At 60.0% G+C, this 17,617-nt stretch carries 18 protein-coding genes; 12 read left to right on the top strand and 6 right to left on the bottom strand.

The features are described 5' to 3' along the window. Nucleotides 1-6 precede the first annotated feature (6 nt). The 4 genes from AOA61_RS27545 to AOA61_RS27560 are packed head-to-tail and all read left to right on the top strand — an operon-like array spanning nt 7 to nt 3,480. Nucleotides 7-927, top strand: coding sequence for a metal ABC transporter substrate-binding protein (locus AOA61_RS27545; protein ID WP_099603149.1), 921 nt, complete (start codon nt 7-9; stop codon nt 925-927). Beyond that, nucleotides 924-1,670 carry a metal ABC transporter ATP-binding protein gene (locus AOA61_RS27550; protein ID WP_032886012.1) on the top strand — a complete coding sequence of 249 codons (747 nt, stop codon included), beginning with the start codon at nt 924-926 and terminating at the stop codon, nt 1,668-1,670. Before AOA61_RS27545 ends, AOA61_RS27550 begins: the two co-directional genes overlap by 4 nt. After that, a complete protein-coding gene (locus tag AOA61_RS27555; RefSeq protein ID WP_099603150.1) occupies nt 1,667-2,566 on the top strand; it encodes a metal ABC transporter permease in 900 nt (299 codons plus the stop codon). The genes AOA61_RS27550 and AOA61_RS27555 overlap by 4 nt, the downstream gene beginning before the upstream one ends. Beyond that, the gene (locus AOA61_RS27560; protein WP_099603151.1) at nt 2,566-3,480 is read left to right on the top strand and encodes a metal ABC transporter solute-binding protein, Zn/Mn family; all 915 of its coding nucleotides are present in this window, start codon (nt 2,566-2,568) and stop codon (nt 3,478-3,480) included. Before AOA61_RS27555 ends, AOA61_RS27560 begins: the two co-directional genes overlap by 1 nt. A gap of 100 nt (nt 3,481-3,580) precedes the next feature. On the opposite strand, the gene AOA61_RS27565 is transcribed toward AOA61_RS27560, so the two are convergent. Then, nucleotides 3,581-4,294, bottom strand: coding sequence for a UTRA domain-containing protein (locus AOA61_RS27565; protein ID WP_032886008.1), 714 nt, complete (start codon nt 4,292-4,294; stop codon nt 3,581-3,583). Nucleotides 4,295-4,646: 352 nt separating this feature from the next. On the opposite strand from AOA61_RS27565, the gene AOA61_RS27570 reads away from it, so the two are divergent. The 6 genes from AOA61_RS27570 to AOA61_RS27595 all read left to right on the top strand — a co-directional run bounded on the left by AOA61_RS27570 (nt 4,647) and on the right by AOA61_RS27595 (nt 10,018). Then, entirely contained in the window at nt 4,647-5,723 is a 1,077-nt protein-coding gene (locus tag AOA61_RS27570; protein ID WP_032886007.1) for an ABC transporter substrate-binding protein, read from the top strand. A gap of 190 nt (nt 5,724-5,913) precedes the next feature. Next, nucleotides 5,914-6,720: an alkaline phosphatase family protein gene (locus AOA61_RS27575; protein ID WP_095184297.1), complete on the top strand. Its 807-nt coding sequence runs from the start codon at nt 5,914-5,916 to the stop codon at nt 6,718-6,720. A 5-nt stretch (nt 6,721-6,725) separates the two neighbouring features. Then, nucleotides 6,726-7,562 (top strand): ABC transporter permease subunit, encoded by an 837-nt coding sequence (locus tag AOA61_RS27580; protein WP_164444784.1) that lies wholly within the window; start codon nt 6,726-6,728, stop codon nt 7,560-7,562. Beyond that, nucleotides 7,549-8,349, top strand: coding sequence for an ABC transporter permease (locus AOA61_RS27585; RefSeq protein WP_032886004.1), 801 nt, complete (start codon nt 7,549-7,551; stop codon nt 8,347-8,349). Before AOA61_RS27580 ends, AOA61_RS27585 begins: the two co-directional genes overlap by 14 nt. Further along, the gene (locus AOA61_RS27590; protein WP_032886002.1) at nt 8,346-9,335 is read left to right on the top strand and encodes an ABC transporter ATP-binding protein; all 990 of its coding nucleotides are present in this window, start codon (nt 8,346-8,348) and stop codon (nt 9,333-9,335) included. Before AOA61_RS27585 ends, AOA61_RS27590 begins: the two co-directional genes overlap by 4 nt. A gap of 29 nt (nt 9,336-9,364) precedes the next feature. Next, nucleotides 9,365-10,018, top strand: a complete 654-nt coding sequence (locus AOA61_RS27595) for an HAD family phosphatase (RefSeq protein WP_032886000.1) — start codon at nt 9,365-9,367, stop codon at nt 10,016-10,018. A gap of 146 nt (nt 10,019-10,164) precedes the next feature. Here AOA61_RS27595 and AOA61_RS27600 read toward each other — a convergent pair whose 3' ends face one another. Continuing rightward, entirely contained in the window at nt 10,165-11,127 is a 963-nt protein-coding gene (locus AOA61_RS27600) for a zinc-binding dehydrogenase (RefSeq protein ID WP_099603152.1), read from the bottom strand. A 137-nt stretch (nt 11,128-11,264) separates the two neighbouring features. On the opposite strand from AOA61_RS27600, the gene AOA61_RS27605 reads away from it, so the two are divergent. After that, nucleotides 11,265-13,346 (top strand): carboxy terminal-processing peptidase, encoded by a 2,082-nt coding sequence (locus AOA61_RS27605; RefSeq protein WP_177326425.1) that lies wholly within the window; start codon nt 11,265-11,267, stop codon nt 13,344-13,346. Nucleotides 13,347-13,464: 118 nt separating this feature from the next. Next, nucleotides 13,465-15,234, top strand: coding sequence for a bifunctional diguanylate cyclase/phosphodiesterase (locus tag AOA61_RS27610; RefSeq protein WP_099603160.1), 1,770 nt, complete (start codon nt 13,465-13,467; stop codon nt 15,232-15,234). On the opposite strand, the gene AOA61_RS27615 is transcribed toward AOA61_RS27610, so the two are convergent. From AOA61_RS27615 to AOA61_RS27630, 4 genes are all read right to left on the bottom strand, one after another. Next, complete coding sequence (locus tag AOA61_RS27615; RefSeq protein WP_005786715.1) at nt 15,231-15,602, bottom strand: hypothetical protein; 372 nt, start codon at nt 15,600-15,602, stop codon at nt 15,231-15,233. The genes AOA61_RS27610 and AOA61_RS27615 overlap by 4 nt on opposite strands. Next, the gene (locus AOA61_RS27620; RefSeq protein WP_099603161.1) at nt 15,599-15,937 is read right to left on the bottom strand and encodes a helix-turn-helix transcriptional regulator; all 339 of its coding nucleotides are present in this window, start codon (nt 15,935-15,937) and stop codon (nt 15,599-15,601) included. The genes AOA61_RS27615 and AOA61_RS27620 overlap by 4 nt, the downstream gene beginning before the upstream one ends. A 92-nt stretch (nt 15,938-16,029) precedes the next feature. Continuing rightward, entirely contained in the window at nt 16,030-16,488 is a 459-nt protein-coding gene (locus AOA61_RS27625; RefSeq protein ID WP_010211619.1) for a YkvA family protein, read from the bottom strand. Between the two features lie 311 nt (nt 16,489-16,799). After that, nucleotides 16,800-17,531 (bottom strand): FKBP-type peptidyl-prolyl cis-trans isomerase, encoded by a 732-nt coding sequence (locus tag AOA61_RS27630; RefSeq protein WP_032885995.1) that lies wholly within the window; start codon nt 17,529-17,531, stop codon nt 16,800-16,802. Between the last annotated feature and the right edge of the window lie 86 nt (nt 17,532-17,617).

Below are 17,617 nucleotides of genomic sequence, written 5' to 3' on the forward strand. Positions count from 1 at the left end.
TTGCCCATGTCTATTTCATCTCCCCTGTTGCGCCTGTTGCTGGTCAGCCTGCTCAGCCTGATACTCGCCCCGCTGGCCAACGCCGAAGCGGCTAAACGCCTGCGTATCGGCATCACCCTGCACCCTTATTACAGCTACGTGGCCAATATCGTCGGCGACAAGGCCGACGTGGTGCCGCTGATTCCAGCAGGTTTCAACCCACACGCCTACGAGCCGCGCGCCGAAGACATCAAGCGCATCGGCACCCTGGACGTGATCGTGCTCAATGGCGTCGGCCACGACGACTTCGCCGACCGTATGATCGCCACCAGCGAGCGCCCGGACATCCCGGTGATCGAAGCCAACGCCAACCTGCCGTTGCTGGCCGCCACCGGCAATGCCGCGCGCGGTGCGGGCAAGGTGGTCAACCCGCACACCTTCCTGTCGATCAGTGCATCGATTGCCCAGGTCAACAACATCGCCCGTGAGCTGGGCAAGCTCGACCCGGACAACGCCAAGACCTACACCCAGAACGCGCGTGCCTATGGCAAACGCCTGCGCCAGATGCGCGCCGACGCCCTCGCCAAGTTGACCAGCGCGCCTAACCCGGACCTGCGCGTCGCCACTGTGCATGCGGCCTACGACTACCTGCTGCGTGAATTCGGCCTGGAAGTCACCGCCGTGGTCGAGCCGGCCCACGGCATTGAGCCCAGCCCCAGCCAGTTGAAAAAGACCATCGACGAACTGCGCGCCCTGGACGTGAAGGTGATCTTCTCGGAGATGGATTTCCCCTCCACCTACGTCGACACCATCCAGCGTGAATCCGGGGTCAAGCTGTACCCGCTGTCGCATATTTCCTATGGCGAATACAGCGCTGAAAAGTACGAAGTGGAAATGACCGGCAACCTCAACACGGTGGTCCGGGCGATTCAGGAGTCGGGCGCATGACGGCGGCACAATCCCTGAAGGTCGCCAGCGTCGGCCCGACACTCGACTTCGACACGGTGTCCCTGACCCTGGGCCGCACCGTGATCCTCGACGGCGTGAGTTTCCAGGTGCAGCCGGGCAGCATCCACGCGCTGGTCGGCCCCAACGGCGGCGGCAAGAGCTCGCTGATCAAAACCCTGCTGGGACAAACGCCGCATCAGGGTCGCTTGAGCCTGCAGTGGCCGACCACGCCGGGCACAATCGGCTATGTGCCCCAGGCGCTGGAATTCGACCGGGGTTTGCCGATGACCGTGGACGATTTCATGGCCGCCATGTGCCAGCGGCGCCCGGCGTTTCTGGGCTTGTCCAAGCATTACGCCGCGGCGATTGGCGAGGCTCTGGAACGGGTCGGCATGCAGGACAAACGCAAGCGGCGCATGGGTGCATTGTCCGGAGGTGAACGCCAACGCGTGCTGCTGGCCCAGGGCTTGATCCCTGCGCCGCAATTGCTGGTGCTGGATGAGCCGATGTCGGCCCTCGATGAAGCGGGCATCCAGGTGTTCGAACGCCTGCTCAGTGACTGGCGCCTCGCCGGGATGACCGTGCTGTGGATCGAGCACGACCTCGAAGCCGTAGGCCGTCTGGCCGACCGCGTTACCGGCCTTAACCGCCGCGTGCTGTTCGACGCCACACCACAGGAGGCGCTCACCCCGGATCGCCTGCTGACCCTGTTCTCCACCCACCCTCGGAGCCCGGCGCAATGAGTTATGAAGCGTTTCGCCTGATGGTCCAGGGCTGGGCCTCTGCCGGTTACCTGCCGGAGGCACTGGCCTATGGTTTTGTAGTCAATGCCCTGCTCGCCGGTTTGCTGATCGGCCCAGTGCTCGGCGGCTTGGGCACGCTGGTAGTGGTCAAGCGCTTCGCGTTTTTCTCCGAAGCCGTCGGCCATGCTGCGCTGACCGGCGTCGCCGTGGGCATTTTGCTCGGCGAACCCTACACCGGCCCCTACGGCAGTCTGTTCGGTTACTGCCTGCTGTTTGGCATCCTGCTCAATTACCTGCGTAACCGCACCGGCCTGGCGCCGGACACTTTGATCGGCGTGTTCCTGTCGGTGTCCCTGGCGCTGGGCGCAAGCCTGCTGCTGATCCTGGCGGGCAAGATCAACGTGCACATCCTGGAGAACGTGCTGTTTGGTTCGGTGTTGACGGTCAACGGTAACGATCTGCTGGTGCTGGCGATTGTCGGCTCGCTGGTGATGGCTCTGGCGCTGCCGCTGTACAACCGCATCATGCTCGCCAGTTTCAACCCGCAACTGGCGGCAGTGCGCGGAGTGGCGGTGAAGACCCTCGATTATCTGTTCGTAATTCTGGTGACGCTGATCACCGTCGCGGCAGTCAAGGTCATCGGCGCGATTCTGGTCGGCGCCCTGCTGGTGATTCCAGCGGCGGCGGCGCGCCTGTTGAGCCAGTCGCTCAAAGGCTTCTTCTGGGTCTCGGTGGTGATCGCCACTGTCAGTACCCTGTGCGGGATCCTGCTGCCGATCATCTTCGACCTGCCGATTCCTTCCGGTGCCGCGATCATCCTGATGGCCGGTATCGCTTTCGCTTTTGCCGCCATCGCACGCGGCACCGTGCCCAGCCTCAAAGGGAACCTTGGATAATGCGCTCTGTTCTTCAGCCTCTCGCCTTGGCCATCGCCTGTTTAATCACTCCGCCGCTGATCGCCGCCGAGGCAGTCAAATCGGCTGCCCACCCCGCCAAACCGGTCAAGGTGCTGGCGTCGCTGCCAATCACTTATGGCCTGGCCGAGGTGCTGCTCAAAGGCACCGACGTGCAGCTTGAGCGCGCAGCCCCGGCCAACCTGCCGGGCTCGCGCCAGGTGTCGTACTTCACCGGCCGTGGCGCCTCCGCACTGAGCGCGCTGGCCCAGGACGCCGACGCCGCCATCGGCCTGCGCTCGCTGTGGGCAGATGATCCGCTGTACCCCGTGGCACGGCGCAGCAACATCCGCATTGTCGAAGTCGATGCCGCACGCCCCGTGGACGGCGGGTTGCCGGGGATCGCCGTGCAGCCGGGCGTCGCTGACGGTTTGAACAGCCAACCATGGCAATCGAGCAATAACCTGGGGCGCATGGCCGATGTCTTGTCCACCGACCTGAGCCGCCTGGCACCGGGCGCCAAGGTGAAAATCGACGCCAATCTGGCTGCACTCAAGCAACGCCTGCTCAAGCTCACCGCCGACAGCGAAGCCCGGCTGGCCAAGGCGGACAACCTGAGTGTGGTCAGTTTGAGCGATCACTTTGGGTATTTGGTCAGCAGCCTGAACCTGGAACTGATCAGCACCGATGCGCGACCTGATGCCGAGTGGACGCCTGAGGCGTTGCACACACTCAGTACTGAATTGAAGGACAACGATGTGGCCGTGGTGCTGCACCATCGCCAGCCGAGTGAAGCGGTGAAAGCCGCCATCACGGCAGGCGGCTCGACATTGCTGGTGCTGAATGTCGACGGTGCAGACCCGGTGACGGAGTTGGAAACCAATGTGGATCAGGTGATCAAGACGCTCAGTCACTGATATGGGGGTGACCAGCATCCTGTTTTAGGGCTGCTTTGCAGCCCAGGGCAGGGCAAGCCTGCTCACTACAGAAGCAAGCTCAGCGCCGGGAGAGCGGTGGTTAAACCACATCCACGCCCACATGAATCGCATCATGCCGCCAGAACTCCAGGTCGCAGTCGATCAAGCGCTGGTGCTGGTCATAATTAACCCGAGCAATCCGCAAACCCGGGCTGCCCACCGACACGCGCAATGCGGCGGCGGCTTCCACCGGCAGTGACGTCGGCACAATCTCGAAGCGCACCCGTCCGTAGTGCAAGTCGTATTTGCGCACGTACAACTCGGTCATCGACTGATTCAGGTCGCACTCAAGAATCCCCGGGAAATATTGCGGGTTCAGGTAGTGCTCCACATACAACACCAGTCGCCCATCGATCCGCCGGCTTCGGCAGATCTGGATCACGCTGGACAATGCCGGCAGTTGTAGCCATGCACACACCGCCGCCGATGCAGGTTGCAGGCGTGCCGAAATCACTTCGGTGGACGCCACACGGCCCTGGTCGTTGACCATCGCGTGAAAGTGGCTGCGCTGCATCAGGTTGTAGGCCAATCGTGGCGGCGATACGAACCAACCCCGGCGTTCCTCGCGATAAATCTGCCCTTGGGCCTCAAGTTGTAACAAGGCTTCCCGCACGGTAATTCGGGTGGTACCGAACAACTCGCTGAGCTTGCGCTCGGCGGGCAGTTTGCTTGCAGGCGGCAAAAGTCCATGGTCGATCTGCTCTTGCAGCGCCAGGCCGATGGATGTCACCGCCTTGATTGCCTCATCACGCATCAACGTTACCTATCTGGACTAGACCAGCACCGTTCAGGTGCATAAAAGCTCCGCAATCGGGCCCTTGCGACTGCGTACAAGCGTAGGCATTGCAGATGACCGACAGATGACAGCCCGCCTCAAGTGCATGCCGCACCTCTTGCAATACACCGGCCAAGTCCAGAGCCTACGGGCACTTGGGCATGGTCTACGCTCAGCCTGTGCCGAGCGACATCGGCGCGTTAAAAACGACAACGACATGAAACTGTCATCCATCGAGCCTAAATTGGCTCAGGTATTGCTCTGACCTAGACCAACACCACCGCAAACGTTCATAAAAACGCAGCGTTGAAAACGCCCAAAGGAGCTTCGGATGAAACAGCTTTTCCTGGCATCACTGTTAGGCTCGACCATTGCCATGTGCACCGCCGCCATGGCCGCTGATACCGATCTAAAAACCTTGGAAGCCGCCGCGAAAGCGGAAGGCGCCGTCAACAGCGTCGGCATGCCCGATGACTGGGCCAACTGGAAAGGCACCTGGGAAGACCTGGCCAAGACCTACGGCCTCAAGCACATCGACACCGACATGAGCTCGGCCCAGGAGATTGCCAAGTTCAAGGCCGAGAAAGACAACGCCAGCGCCGACATCGGCGACGTCGGCGCAGCGTTCGGTCCGATTGCGGTGAAGCAGGAAGTCACCCAGCCGTACAAACCGTCCACCTGGGCTTCGGTGCCGGACTGGGCGAAAGACAAAGACGGTCACTGGGCCCTCGCCTACACCGGCACCATCGCGTTTATCGTCAACAAGAAGCTGCTGCACGGTTCCGAAGTCCCAACCAGTTGGGCCGACCTGCAAACCGGCAAATACAAAGTCTCGGTGGGTGACGTGAGCACCGCAGCCCAGGCCTCCAACGCCGTGCTGGCGGCGGCCATCGCCAACAAAGGCGATGAAAAGAACATCGCGCCAGGCCTGCAGTTCTTCACCAAGATCGCCCAGCAAGGCCGGCTCGGCCTGTCCAACCCGACCATCGCCACCATGGAAAAAGGTGAAGTCGAAGTAGGCATCGTCTGGGACTTCAACGGCCTGAGCTACAAAGCCAAGATGGCCAACCCGGATGACTACGTGGTGCTGATCCCCTCGGACGGCTCGGTGAAATCCGGCTACACCACCATCATCAATAAATACGCCAAGCACCCGAACGCCGCCAAGCTGACCCGCGAGTACATCTTCAGCGATGCCGGCCAACTCAACCTGGCCAAGGGCAATGCGCGTCCGATCCGTGCGGAAACCGACCTGAAACTGCCAGCTGAAATCGCCAAGAACCTGATTCCGGGCGAGCAGTACACCAAGGCCAACCCGCAACCGATCAAGGATGCCGATGCCTGGGAAGCGACTTCCAAGAAGCTGCCGCAGCTGTGGAATGAGCAAGTCATCGTAGAGATGAAGTAAGGGTTTTATCCCACATTGGAGCTCCAGTGGAGATCCAATGTGGGAGGGGGCTTGCCCCCGATGACGGTGGATCAGCTAACAAATCCGTTGAATGACACACCGCTATCGGGGGCAAGCCCCCTCCCACATTTCTGACCCCGTTCCTCCAGAGGAATTGAGCCAAGTCAATCGTTGCGGAGCGCTCTCCCCCATGAAGCACACTGTCATCCTTGTCGTGCTCGACGGCCTGAACTTCGAGGTTGCCCGACACGCCATGGGGCACTTGCAGGCCTATGTCGGCGCAGGACGCGCAGCCCTCTACAAGCTGGAATGTGAACTGCCCTCGCTGTCCCGCCCGCTCTATGAATGCATCCTAACCGGCGTGCCACCGATCCAGAGCGGTATCGTGCACAACCAGGTCGCGCGCCTGTCCAACCAGCGCAGCATTTTCCATTACGCCACCGACGCAGGTCTTAGCACTGCGGCTGCGGCTTACCATTGGGTCAGCGAGTTGTATAACCGCTCGCCCTTTCTCGCCGCCCGTGATCGCCATACCGACGACACGACGCTGGCGATCCAGCACGGACATTTCTACTGGAATGACCATTACCCCGATTCCCACCTGTTCGCCGACGCCGAAAACCTGCGACTCAAGCACGCGCCGGACTTTCTGCTGGTGCACCCGATGAACATCGACGACGCCGGCCACAAGCACGGCCTCGACAGCGCGCAATACCGCAACAGCGCACGCTCGGCCGACATCATCCTGGCTGACTACCTGCAAGGCTGGCTCGACGCAGGCTGCCAAGTGCTGGTGACCGCCGACCACGGCATGAACAACGACCGCTCCCACAACGGCCTGCTGCCGGAAGAACGTGAAGTGCCGCTGTTCGTCCTCGGCGATGCCTTCAGCCTGGATGCCAACGCCACGCCGAAACAGACCGACCTGTGCGGCACCGTCTGCGAACTGCTGGGCGTGCCCCACGACAAACCTGTATGCCGGGAGCTATTGAAGTGAATGCCATGACTCGCGGCAAATGGCTGGCATTGCTGTGCCTGGTGCCTTTCACGCTGTTCTTTATCGTGTTCGAGATCGCCCCGCTGGTGTGGGTGCTGATCAACAGCCTGCAAACCGAAGAGGCCGGCTGGGGCCTGGAAAACTTCACCCGGATCTTCAGCTCGAAGTTCTACCGGCAAGCGATCCAGTTCAGCCTGGAGATCAGTTTTTACTCCAGCATTTTCGGCATCATCATCGCCACTCTCGGCAGTTATTCGCTACGCCGCGTCGATGGGCCGCTGCGCAACTTCGTTACCGCCTTCGCCAACATGACGAGCAACTTCGCCGGCGTCCCCCTGGCGTTCGCGTTCATCATTTTGCTGGGGTTCAACGGCAGCATCACTCTCATGCTCAAGCAGGCCGGGATCATTCAGGACTTCAACCTGTATTCCAAGACCGGGCTGATCATCCTCTACACCTACTTCCAGATCCCCCTCGGCGTGTTGCTGCTGTACCCGGCCTTCGATGCGCTGCGTGAAGACTGGCGTGAGTCCGCGTCGTTGCTCGGCGCGAATGGCTGGCAGTTCTGGCGGCACATCGGTTTACCGGTGCTGACGCCTGCGCTGCTGGGCACCTTCGTGATCCTGCTCGCCAATGCCTTGGGCGCCTACGCCACGGTCTACGCCTTGACCACCGGCAACTTCAACGTGCTGCCAATCCGTATCGCGGGCCTGGTCTCCGGCGATGTGTCCCTCGATCCGAACATGGCCAGCGCCTTGGCCGTTGTGCTGGTGGCGCTGATGACCGTGATCACCGTGGTCCATCAACTGCTGCTCAAGAGGAGCTACCATGTCTCGCGCTGAAGCCGGCCCGGCCTCCCTCTACCACCGCGTGGTGGTGTACCTGCTCTTTGCAATCCTGGTATTGCCGTTGGTGGGCACGTTCGTTTACTCGATTGCCAGTAGTTGGTCGGCAACCATCCTGCCGGCGGGCTTCACCGTGAAGTGGTACGTGCAGCTCTGGAGCGACCCGCGCTTTCTGATGGCCTTCGGGCAGTCGCTGCTAGTGTGCGTGGGCGCGTTGATCCTGTCGGTGGTGCTCATTCTGCCGCTGCTGTTCGTGGTGCATTACCACTTTCCCAAGCTCGACGCGCTGATGAACATCCTGATCCTGCTGCCCTTCGCGGTGCCGCCAGTGGTGTCATCGGTGGGCCTGCTGCAACTCTATGGTTCCGGGCCGTTGGCAATGGTGGGCACGCCATGGATTTTGATCGGCTGCTACTTCACCGTGGCGCTGCCGTTCATGTACCGGGCGATCACCAACAACCTGCAAGCCATCAACTTGCGCGACCTGATGGACGCCTCCCAACTGCTGGGCGCCAGCACTTGGCAAGCGGCGATCTTCGTCGTGCTGCCCAACCTGCGCAAAGGCTTGATGGTGGCGCTGCTGCTGTCGTTCTCGTTCCTGTTCGGCGAATTCGTGTTCGCCAACATCCTGGTGGGCACCCGCTACGAGACCCTGCAGGTGTACCTCAACAACATGCGCAACAGCAGCGGACACTTCACCAGTGCCGTGGTCATTTCCTATTTCTTCTTTGTGCTGGTGCTGACCTGGGCCGCCAATATCTTGAACAAGGACAAAAGCCAATGAGCTTCGTCAGCGTCCAACACTTGCAAAAGGGCTACTCCGGTACGCCCGTGTTTAGCGATATCAACTGCGAAATTGCCAAAGGCGAGTTCGTCACCCTGCTCGGCCCGTCCGGGTGCGGCAAGTCCACGCTGCTGCGCTGCATTGCCGGTCTGACCTCGGTGGACAGTGGGAAAATTCTGCTCGATGGCCAGGACATCGTTCCGCTGAGCCCGCAGAAAAGAAACATCGGCATGGTCTTCCAGAGCTACGCGCTGTTCCCCAACATGACCGTGGAACAGAACGTCGCCTTTGGTCTGCGCATGCAAAAGGTCAACGCCGACGACAGCCACAAGCGCGTGCAGGAAGTACTGCAACTGGTAGAGCTCAAAGACCTGGCCGGGCGCTACCCGCACCAGATGTCTGGCGGCCAGTGCCAGCGCGTGGCCCTCGCCCGCTCCCTGGTGACACGCCCACGCCTGCTGCTGCTGGATGAGCCGCTCTCGGCGCTGGATGCACGCATTCGCAAGCACCTGCGTGAGCAGATTCGCCAGATCCAGCGCGAACTGGGGCTGACCACAATTTTCGTGACCCATGATCAGGAAGAAGCCCTGACCATGTCCGACCGCATCTTCCTGATGAACCAGGGCAAGATCGTTCAAAGCGGCGATGCCGAGACCCTCTACACGGCGCCAGTTGACGTGTTCGCCGCCGGTTTTATCGGCAACTACAACCTGCTCGACGCCGACAAGGCCAGCCAATTACTGCAACGCCCGATCAGTGGGCGCATCGCGATTCGCCCCGAAGCCATCGAACTGAGCCGCAGCGGCGAACTGGATGCACTGGTGCGCAGCCACAGCCTGCTGGGCAACGTGATCCGCTACCGCATCGAAGCGCGCGGCGTGGAACTGGTCGTCGATGTGCTCAACCGCTCGGCGGACGATCTTCACCCGGATGGTCAACGCCTGGCACTTTCCATCGACCCCAGTGCGCTGTGTGAAGTAGCCTGATGCAACGATTTACAAAGAGAGCGTGACGGATGGCATTGGTAATTTTTGATCTGGACGACACCCTGATCCACGGCGACTGCGCCACCCTGTGGAGCGAGCAGATGGGCCGCCTGGGATGGGTCGACCCCGAGTCGTTTATGCGCAGGAACAACGAACTGATGGACGCCTACAGCCGCGGCGAACTGGCCATGGAGGACTTCATGGACTTCAGCCTGGAGCCAATGATCGGCCGCACCCCGGAAGAGATCGATCATCTGGTCGAGCCGTGGGTGGAGGACGTGATTGAACCGCTGATCTACAGCGAGGCCACCAAGACCATCGCCAGGCATCGTGCGAATGGCGACCGGATTTTGGTGATTTCGGCATCGGGAACGCATTTGGTGAAACCGATTGCGGCGCGAATCGGTATTGATGAGGTGTTGGGGATTGATCTGGACGTGAGCCATGGCGTGTACAGCGGCCGTACCGTGGGTGTACTCACCTACCGCGAAGGCAAGATCACGCGATTGCTGGATTGGCTGGAGCAGGAACGTGAGACATTGGATGGCGCGTACTTCTATTCGGATTCGCGCAATGATCTGCCGTTGCTGCTGAAGGTGGATCACCCGCAGGTGGTGAACCCGGATCCGGTGCTGCGCGAGCATGCAGAGAAGGCTGGTTGGCCAATCCACCATTGGATCTGACACGCCCTATCTTGAATTGAAATCCAATCAGGCGAATGTGGAGGGGGCTTGCTCCCGATGCCGGTGGGTCAGATGAAATATTCTTCACTGACACACGGTTATCGGGAGCAAGCCCCCTCCCCATTTGGTCGCATTTCAATTCAAGGTCAGGTCACGCTTTCGTCGATCACCAACACCAACTTCCCTGAAATCTGGTTAGTCGCAAGCTCAGCAAACGCCGCCTCGGCATCCTTGATTGGGAAGGTCTTGGCCAACTGCGGGCTCAAGCGCCCTTCGGCAAACAACGGCCAGACATGCTGGCTCAAGTCACTGAACAGGTCTGCCTTGAACTGATCGTCACGGCTGCGCAGGGTCGAGCCCAACAACTGGATACGCTTGCCCAGCACTTGGGCCAGGTCCAACTGCGCCTCGCGACCGCCCATCAAACCGATCAACACCCAACGGCCGTCCAGCGCCAGCAGCTTCAGATCCAGCGCCGCATAGCTGCCGCCGACCGGGTCAAGGATCACATCAAACGGCCCGAAATCCCGCAGCCCTTCGATCCCATCGGTACGTACCACGCCGCCCTGGGCGCCCAGGTCTTCACAGTAGGCCAGGCGTTGCGCCGAGCCGACGCTGACCCAGCACGGGCTGCCAAACGCCTTGCACAGTTGGATCGCCGCCGAGCCCACGCCACTGGCACCGGCATGCAGCAGCACTTTCTCACCGGGCTTGAGGCCCGCCAGTTGGAACAGATTGAGCCATGCGGTGCTGTACACCTCAGGCAAGGCCGCCGCTTCAATCAACGACAGACCTTCCGGCACCGGCAGCACATGCCGAGCATCTACCACCACCTCTTCGGCCATGCCACCGCCGGCGAGCAACGCACAGACTCGATCCCCCACTTGCCACGAGGAACCAGGCCCCACTTCGCTGATCACCCCGGAACATTCCAGGCCCAGCACAGAGCTGGCGCCAGGGGGTGGCGGATAGAGCCCGGCACGCTGTAATAAATCGGCGCGATTAAGACCCGCAGCCGCCACGCGAATGCGAACTTGGCCTACGTCACATGTAGGACTTGGTTCGTCCAACCACTCCACATGACCTTCAACGCCTTGCAATGCTTTCACAGTGCCTCCATAGTGAGTCGGGACTGAGCCCGTAGCAGTAGCGCGGGCTTTTTGCATTATGCGACCGGCCCCTATGGAACCGGCAACTTCAAAGACGGCCTAATATGCGTTATCAATTGCCCCCGCGTCGAATCAGCATGAAGCATCTGTTCCCCAGCACCGCCCTCGCTCTTTTCATTGGTCTCGGCTTCGCGTCGATGTCGACCAATACGTTCGCAGCCAACAGCTGGGACAACCTTCAACCGGATCGCGATGAGGTGATTGCCAGCCTTAACGTGGTCGAGTTGCTTAAGCGCCATCACTACAGCAAGCCGCCGCTGGACGACGCTCGCTCGGTGATCATCTACGACAGCTACCTCAAGCTGCTGGATCCGTCGCGCAGCTACTTCCTGGCCAGCGATATCGCTGAGTTCGACAAGTGGAAGAGCCAGTTCGACGATTTCCTCAAGAGCGGCGACCTGCAGCCCGGCTTCACCATCTACAAGCGCTACCTGGACCGCGTCAAAGCGCGTCTGGATTTCGCCTTGGCTGAGCTGAACAAAGGCGTCGACAAGCTCGACTTCACCCAGAAGGAAACCCTTCTGGTGGATCGCAAGGACGCCCCTTGGCTGACCAGCACCGCCGCCCTCGATGACCTGTGGCGCAAACGCGTCAAGGACGAAGTGCTGCGCCTGAAGATCGCCGGCAAAGAGCCCAAGGCCATTCAGGAGCTGTTGACCAAGCGCTACAAGAATCAGTTGGCGCGTCTGGACCAGACCCGTGCAGAAGATATCTTCCAGGCCTACATCAACACCTTCGCGATGTCCTACGACCCGCACACCAATTATCTGTCGCCAGATAACGCGGAAAATTTCGATATCAATATGAGTCTGTCGTTGGAAGGCATTGGTGCCGTCCTGCAAAGCGACAATGACCAAGTGAAGATCGTGCGTCTGGTGCCGGCCGGTCCGGCAGACAAGACCAAGCAGGTCGCTCCGGCGGACAAGATCATCGGTGTGGCCCAGGCCGACAAAGAGATGGTCGATGTGGTCGGCTGGCGCCTGGACGAAGTGGTCAAGCTGATCCGTGGGCCGAAAGGCAGCGTGGTGCGCCTGGAGGTGATTCCGCACACCAATGCGCCAAACGACCAGACCAGCAAGATCGTGTCCATCACCCGTGAAGCGGTGAAGCTCGAAGACCAGGCGGTGCAGAAGAAAGTCCTCAACCTCAAGCAGGATGGCAAGGACTACAAACTGGGCGTGATTGAAATCCCGGCCTTCTACCTGGACTTCAAGGCCTTCCGCGCTGGCGACCCGGACTACAAGTCCACCACTCGCGACGTGAAGAAAATCCTGACTGAACTGCAGAAGGAAAAAGTCGACGGCGTGGTCATCGACCTGCGCAACAACGGCGGCGGCTCCCTGCAGGAAGCCACCGAGCTGACCAGCCTGTTTATCGACAAAGGTCCGACCGTGTTGGTGCGCAACGCTGACGGCCGTGTGGACGTGCTTGAAGACGAGAACCCGGGCGCCTTCTACAAAGGCCCGATGGCGCTGCTGGTCAACCGCCTCTCAGCCTCTGCCTCGGAAATTTTCGCCGGCGCCATGCAGGACTATCACCGCGCGTTGATCATCGGCGGCCAGACCTTCGGCAAAGGCACCGTGCAGACGATCCAGCCGCTGAACCATGGCGAGCTCAAGCTGACGTTGGCCAAGTTCTACCGGGTTTCCGGGCAGAGCACCCAGCATCAGGGCGTGCTGCCGGACATCGATTTCCCGTCGATCATCGACACCAAGGAAATCGGCGAAAGCGCTCTGCCGGAAGCCATGCCGTGGGACACCATCCGGCCAGCGATCAAGCCTGCTACGGATCCATTCAAGCCGTTCCTGGCACAGTTGAAAGCTGACCACGATACCCGCTCCGCCATGGATGCCGAGTTTGTGTTCATCCGCGACAAGCTGGCCCTGGCCAAGAAGTTGATGGAAGAAAAAACCGTCAGCCTCAATGAAGTGGACCGTCGCGCGCAGCACAGCGATATCGAAAACAAGCAGCTTGTGCTGGAGAACGTCCGCCGCAAGGCCAAGGGCGAAGAACCACTCAAGGAGCTGAAGAAAGAAGACGAAGACGCGCTGCCGACCGAAGCGGATAAAACCAAGCCGGAAGACGATGCGTACCTGGCCGAGACAGGCCGGATCCTGCTGGACTACCTGAAAATCACCAAGCAGGTAGCCAAGCAGTAAATGATGGCGATTTAACGTGATCGCTCCCCAGAGTGTCATCATATAGACATCATTCTGTCGTGAAATGAAGGACCGCAGGCTCATCGCCTGCGGTCCTTTTTTTTCGATCGAGATCACCATGACCATGACCGAACAGCTGAATGCATTGGGCTCTATCCTGGCTCAACGCAGTTTGCACAGCCTGTTCCAACCGATCATCTGCCTGTCCGAACGGCGCATCCTCGGATACGAAGCCCTTAGTCGTGGCCCGTCCAACAGCCCTCTGCACTCCCCCGTTGCGCTTTTCTCGGTGGCCAGGCAAACCGGGCGCCTCAGCGAATTGGAAATGGCATGCCGCGAAAGCGCGTGCCGACGCTTCAGCGATCAAAAGCTTCCAGGCAAGCTGTTCCTGAATATCTCGCCGGAATCCTTGATGGAAACGGCGCACCAACCGGGACGCACCCTGCAACTGCTGCGCGACTTCGGCATTCCGCCGAGCCAAGTGGTGATCGAACTCACCGAGCAAACCCCCACCGACGATTTCGACCTGTTGCAAACCGCCCTGCACCATTACCGCAACATGGGCTTTTCAATTGCCTTGGATGATCTGGGTGCCGGCTATTCCAGCCTGCGCTTATGGTCGGAGTTGCGTCCGGACTACGTGAAAATCGACCGGCACTTCATCGACGGCATTCATCAGGATGCACTCAAGCGCGAGTTTGTCGGTTCGATCCTGCAAATCGCCAGGGCCTCCCGTGCCCAGGTCATCGCCGAAGGTATTGAATTGCCGGAAGAGCTGGCGGTGTTGACTGAGATGGGCGTCGATCTGGTGCAGGGTTACCTGCTCTGCCGTCCACAGGAACAACCGCCACAAGAAGCACGGCTGATGTTGCCCAAGCTGGACCAGACCACGGTGACGCTCAACGACGAAGGCAGCGACCTCAGCGCCCTGCTCAATGAGCAACCGGCAGTGGATCAAGGCACCGCCACGGCCAAGGTGCTGGAAGCATTCCGCCGCCAGGCCAACCTCAACTCCCTGGCGGTGCTGGATGAGCGTGGGCACCCCGTTGGCATCGTCCATCGGCATTCGCTGTCCGACGCGCTGCTCAAGCCGTTTGCCACTGACCTGTTCGCTCGCAAACCCATCAGCCGCTTGATGAGCGCTGACTTTCTGGCGGTGGAGCTGAGCCAGTCACTGCAGCAGGTCAGCCGCTTGCTGACCAGCCGCGCAAGGCAACGTATCGAGGAAGACTTCATCATCACGCTCAATGGCGATTACCTGGGCCTGGGTCGAGTGATCGATGTGCTTAAGCTGATCACCGAGTTGAAAATCCAACAAGCCCGCTACGCCAACCCGCTGACGCTGCTGCCCGGCAATGTACCGATCCAGCAGTGCCTGACACGGCTGTTGCAGCAACAGCGCGAGTCAGTGATCTGCTACGTGGATATCGACAGCTTCAAACCGTTCAATGACATCTACGGCTACGGGCGTGGGGATGAGGTGTTGCTGTGCCTGGCGCAGTGCTTGAACGACCGGGTCGACCCCAGCCGCGACTTCGTCGGGCATATCGGCGGCGATGATTTTTTGCTGGTGCTGGGGCCTCAGGAATGGCGCAAGCGGCTCAACCAGTTGCTGGATGACTTCCATACCCAATGCCGGCGTTTCTACCGCGCCGAGCATCTCGACGCTGGTTGCTTTGTGGCACTGAACCGTCAGGGCGTGCGCCAGGAATTTGCGCTGCTATCGTTGTCGATTGGAGTGGTGCATTTGTATCCACAGGCCTGTGGACAACTCGATGCCAGCCAGTTGGCGGAATTGGCGTCGCAGGCCAAGCACCATGCCAAGGATGTGGCTGGTTACAGCATCCATGTGATCGACAGCATGGACATGTTGCCCCAGACGCTTTAGGCCTCGGCCGACTCCGGATACTCGTATTCGAACACCCGCACCACTTCGGAGGCATGCCAGGACGCCGCGGCCACGCCATCGGAGGGCCCGCTGAAGCGCCCGAGGCGCTCCACGCATTCAAAGAAGCCGGTACGCGGCAGGCGGCTGGCGCCCTGGCTGATCACCAGGGAACTGCGCAACGGTTGCTCAGCCTTGGCGTCCAGTGCCGCTAGGTGCTCCAGAGCAGCGGCCAGGGTTTGCATTGCTGGCGTCGGAAACTGCAGGCGCTCCAGCAGCGCGCGGTAAGTCAACAGATGGCGCTGGCGGCGCGCCTGGTCCAGTTCGTTGAGTAACCCATCCCAATGCTGACGGCTGATACGTAGGCTCAAGATTCATCCCTCCAACCTGCAACGCCTAATTCCCAGGCCAGGCTGCGTCGTATCGCGGCATCCGGCTGACGTTCACCACTTTCGATCAATCCGAGATACGACGGGCTGATGCCCACGGTGCGGGCCAGCACTTCAATCGCCAGGCCCTTGGTTTCACGCAAACCGCGCAGGTCTGCGAGCGGGCGCAAGTCCTGGTCAGGTGCGGCTTGGACAGTAGGAGAATGAGGCGGTGAAGGCTGTTGCTGACCGGCAGCTTTTAGCAGCGCCTGGTACTGATCCCATGGCAACACCGCGTACTCGGGTTCGCCATTGCGTGAAATTATCTGAATATCCATGACTGCCCCGTAGGATAACTGCACTTACTGAGTAAGCTCTTTCCTTAGGAGTGTAATCCTAACAGCCACAAAGGTCGCAGGGGATAGCTGCCTCATCCGTTTTTTTGCGGGTTTTCCTTGGCCAGCAAGGCCGGGGTCGCAGGCAAACGCTCAACCACCGCGAGCTTTTCCGGGCGCTGCGCGTCACGCCAGGCGCGAAAAGCGCTCAGTTCGCCCTCTAGGGTCTTCATGACCCACGCAAGTACGGCGATGTCATCGAGCATGCCGAACATCGGGATAAAGTCCGGAATCGCATCAATCGGGCTGAGGAAATACATCAGCCCCGCTACCACCGAGATAAGCGCCTTGGGGCTGATCGCCCGATACTCTCCCCGCCAGTACGCGAGGCACAGGGCCTGGAGCAGTTTGAAATCATCCTTGAGCTTGCCCAGGCGATTGCCCTGGCTTGACCCCTTGGCGGCCACCGCGAACAGCAGGGTCGGCAGGCGCCCACGGCCCAGCAAGCGTGCAGCCATGGGTAGGAAACGGGTGAAATTGAAGGGTGGTTTCATCTGTCACTCCAGTTCCATCAAACAGAAAGGTTATCCACACAAATTGTGGATAACCTTGTGAACAGAGCCTGTTTTACTGGCTGAAAGCCACGGTTTAAAAGGCTTTCAGTCAGATCGGGCGTTTTTTGCGCACATCAAAAAAACCCAAGATTTCATTGACTTGGCGGTTGTGTGCGGCTAGTGCTGCCTTAGCCTTATATCAGACTGCCACTGGCCAGGGATGTTCGTTTGGATTTGCCCAAACCGCAATGTAAGTGCTTCAGAAACAACAACGCCCCGTCGAGACGGGGCGTTGTGTGTTCAGGCGCCTATTACTTCTTGGCGGCTGGTGCGTCAGGAGCTTCAGCCTTGGCTGGGTCCTTGATGGCCAGCAGTTCCAGGTCGAATACCAGCACGGAGTTGGCTGGAATCGCCGGGCTTGGGCTCTGGGCGCCGTAGGCCAGGTCGGACGGGATGTACAACTCGACCTTCTCGCCGACGTGCATCAGTTGCAGGCCTTCGACCCAACCTGGGATCACGCCGCTGACCGGCAGGTCAATCGGGCTGCCGCGATCCACGGAGCTGTCAAAGGTGGTGCCGTTGGTGAGTTTACCGGTGTAGTGAACAGTCACCACGTCAGTCGGCTTAGGCTGTGCGCCGTCAGCTTTCTTGATGATCTTATACTGCAGACCGGAAGCGGTGGTGACGACGCCGTCTTTCTTGGCGTTGTCTTCGAGGAATTTCTTGCCGGCGGTTGCCGACTCTTCGCTCATTTTGGTCATGCGTTCTTCAGCACGTTTTTGCAGTGCGGCGAACGCTTCAACCAGTTCGTCGTCTTTGAGCTTCTGCTCTTTCTTGCCAACGGCATCTTCGATGCCCTGGGCTACTGCTTTGGAATCCAGGTCATCCATGCCTTCTTGAGCAAGGCTTTTGCCCATGTTCAGGCCGATGCCGTAGGAAGCTTTTTGCGCCGGGGTTTTCAGCTCTACGCTGGTCTGCGAATCACAACCCGCAAGTACCAGGCTAACCAGGGCCACCGCCGCCGCCAACCGATGCTGTTTCATGCTATTTCCTTGTTCATGCGCCAATAGGGCATTCGAATAAAGTCGCGAGCTTATCAGGCGGCCACGACCAATGGCTACCGGCATGT

Origin of the sequence: Pseudomonas sp. 2995-1 (assembly GCF_002742505.1) — a bacterium.
Classification (GTDB): Bacteria; Pseudomonadota; Gammaproteobacteria; order Pseudomonadales; family Pseudomonadaceae; genus Aquipseudomonas; species Aquipseudomonas sivasensis.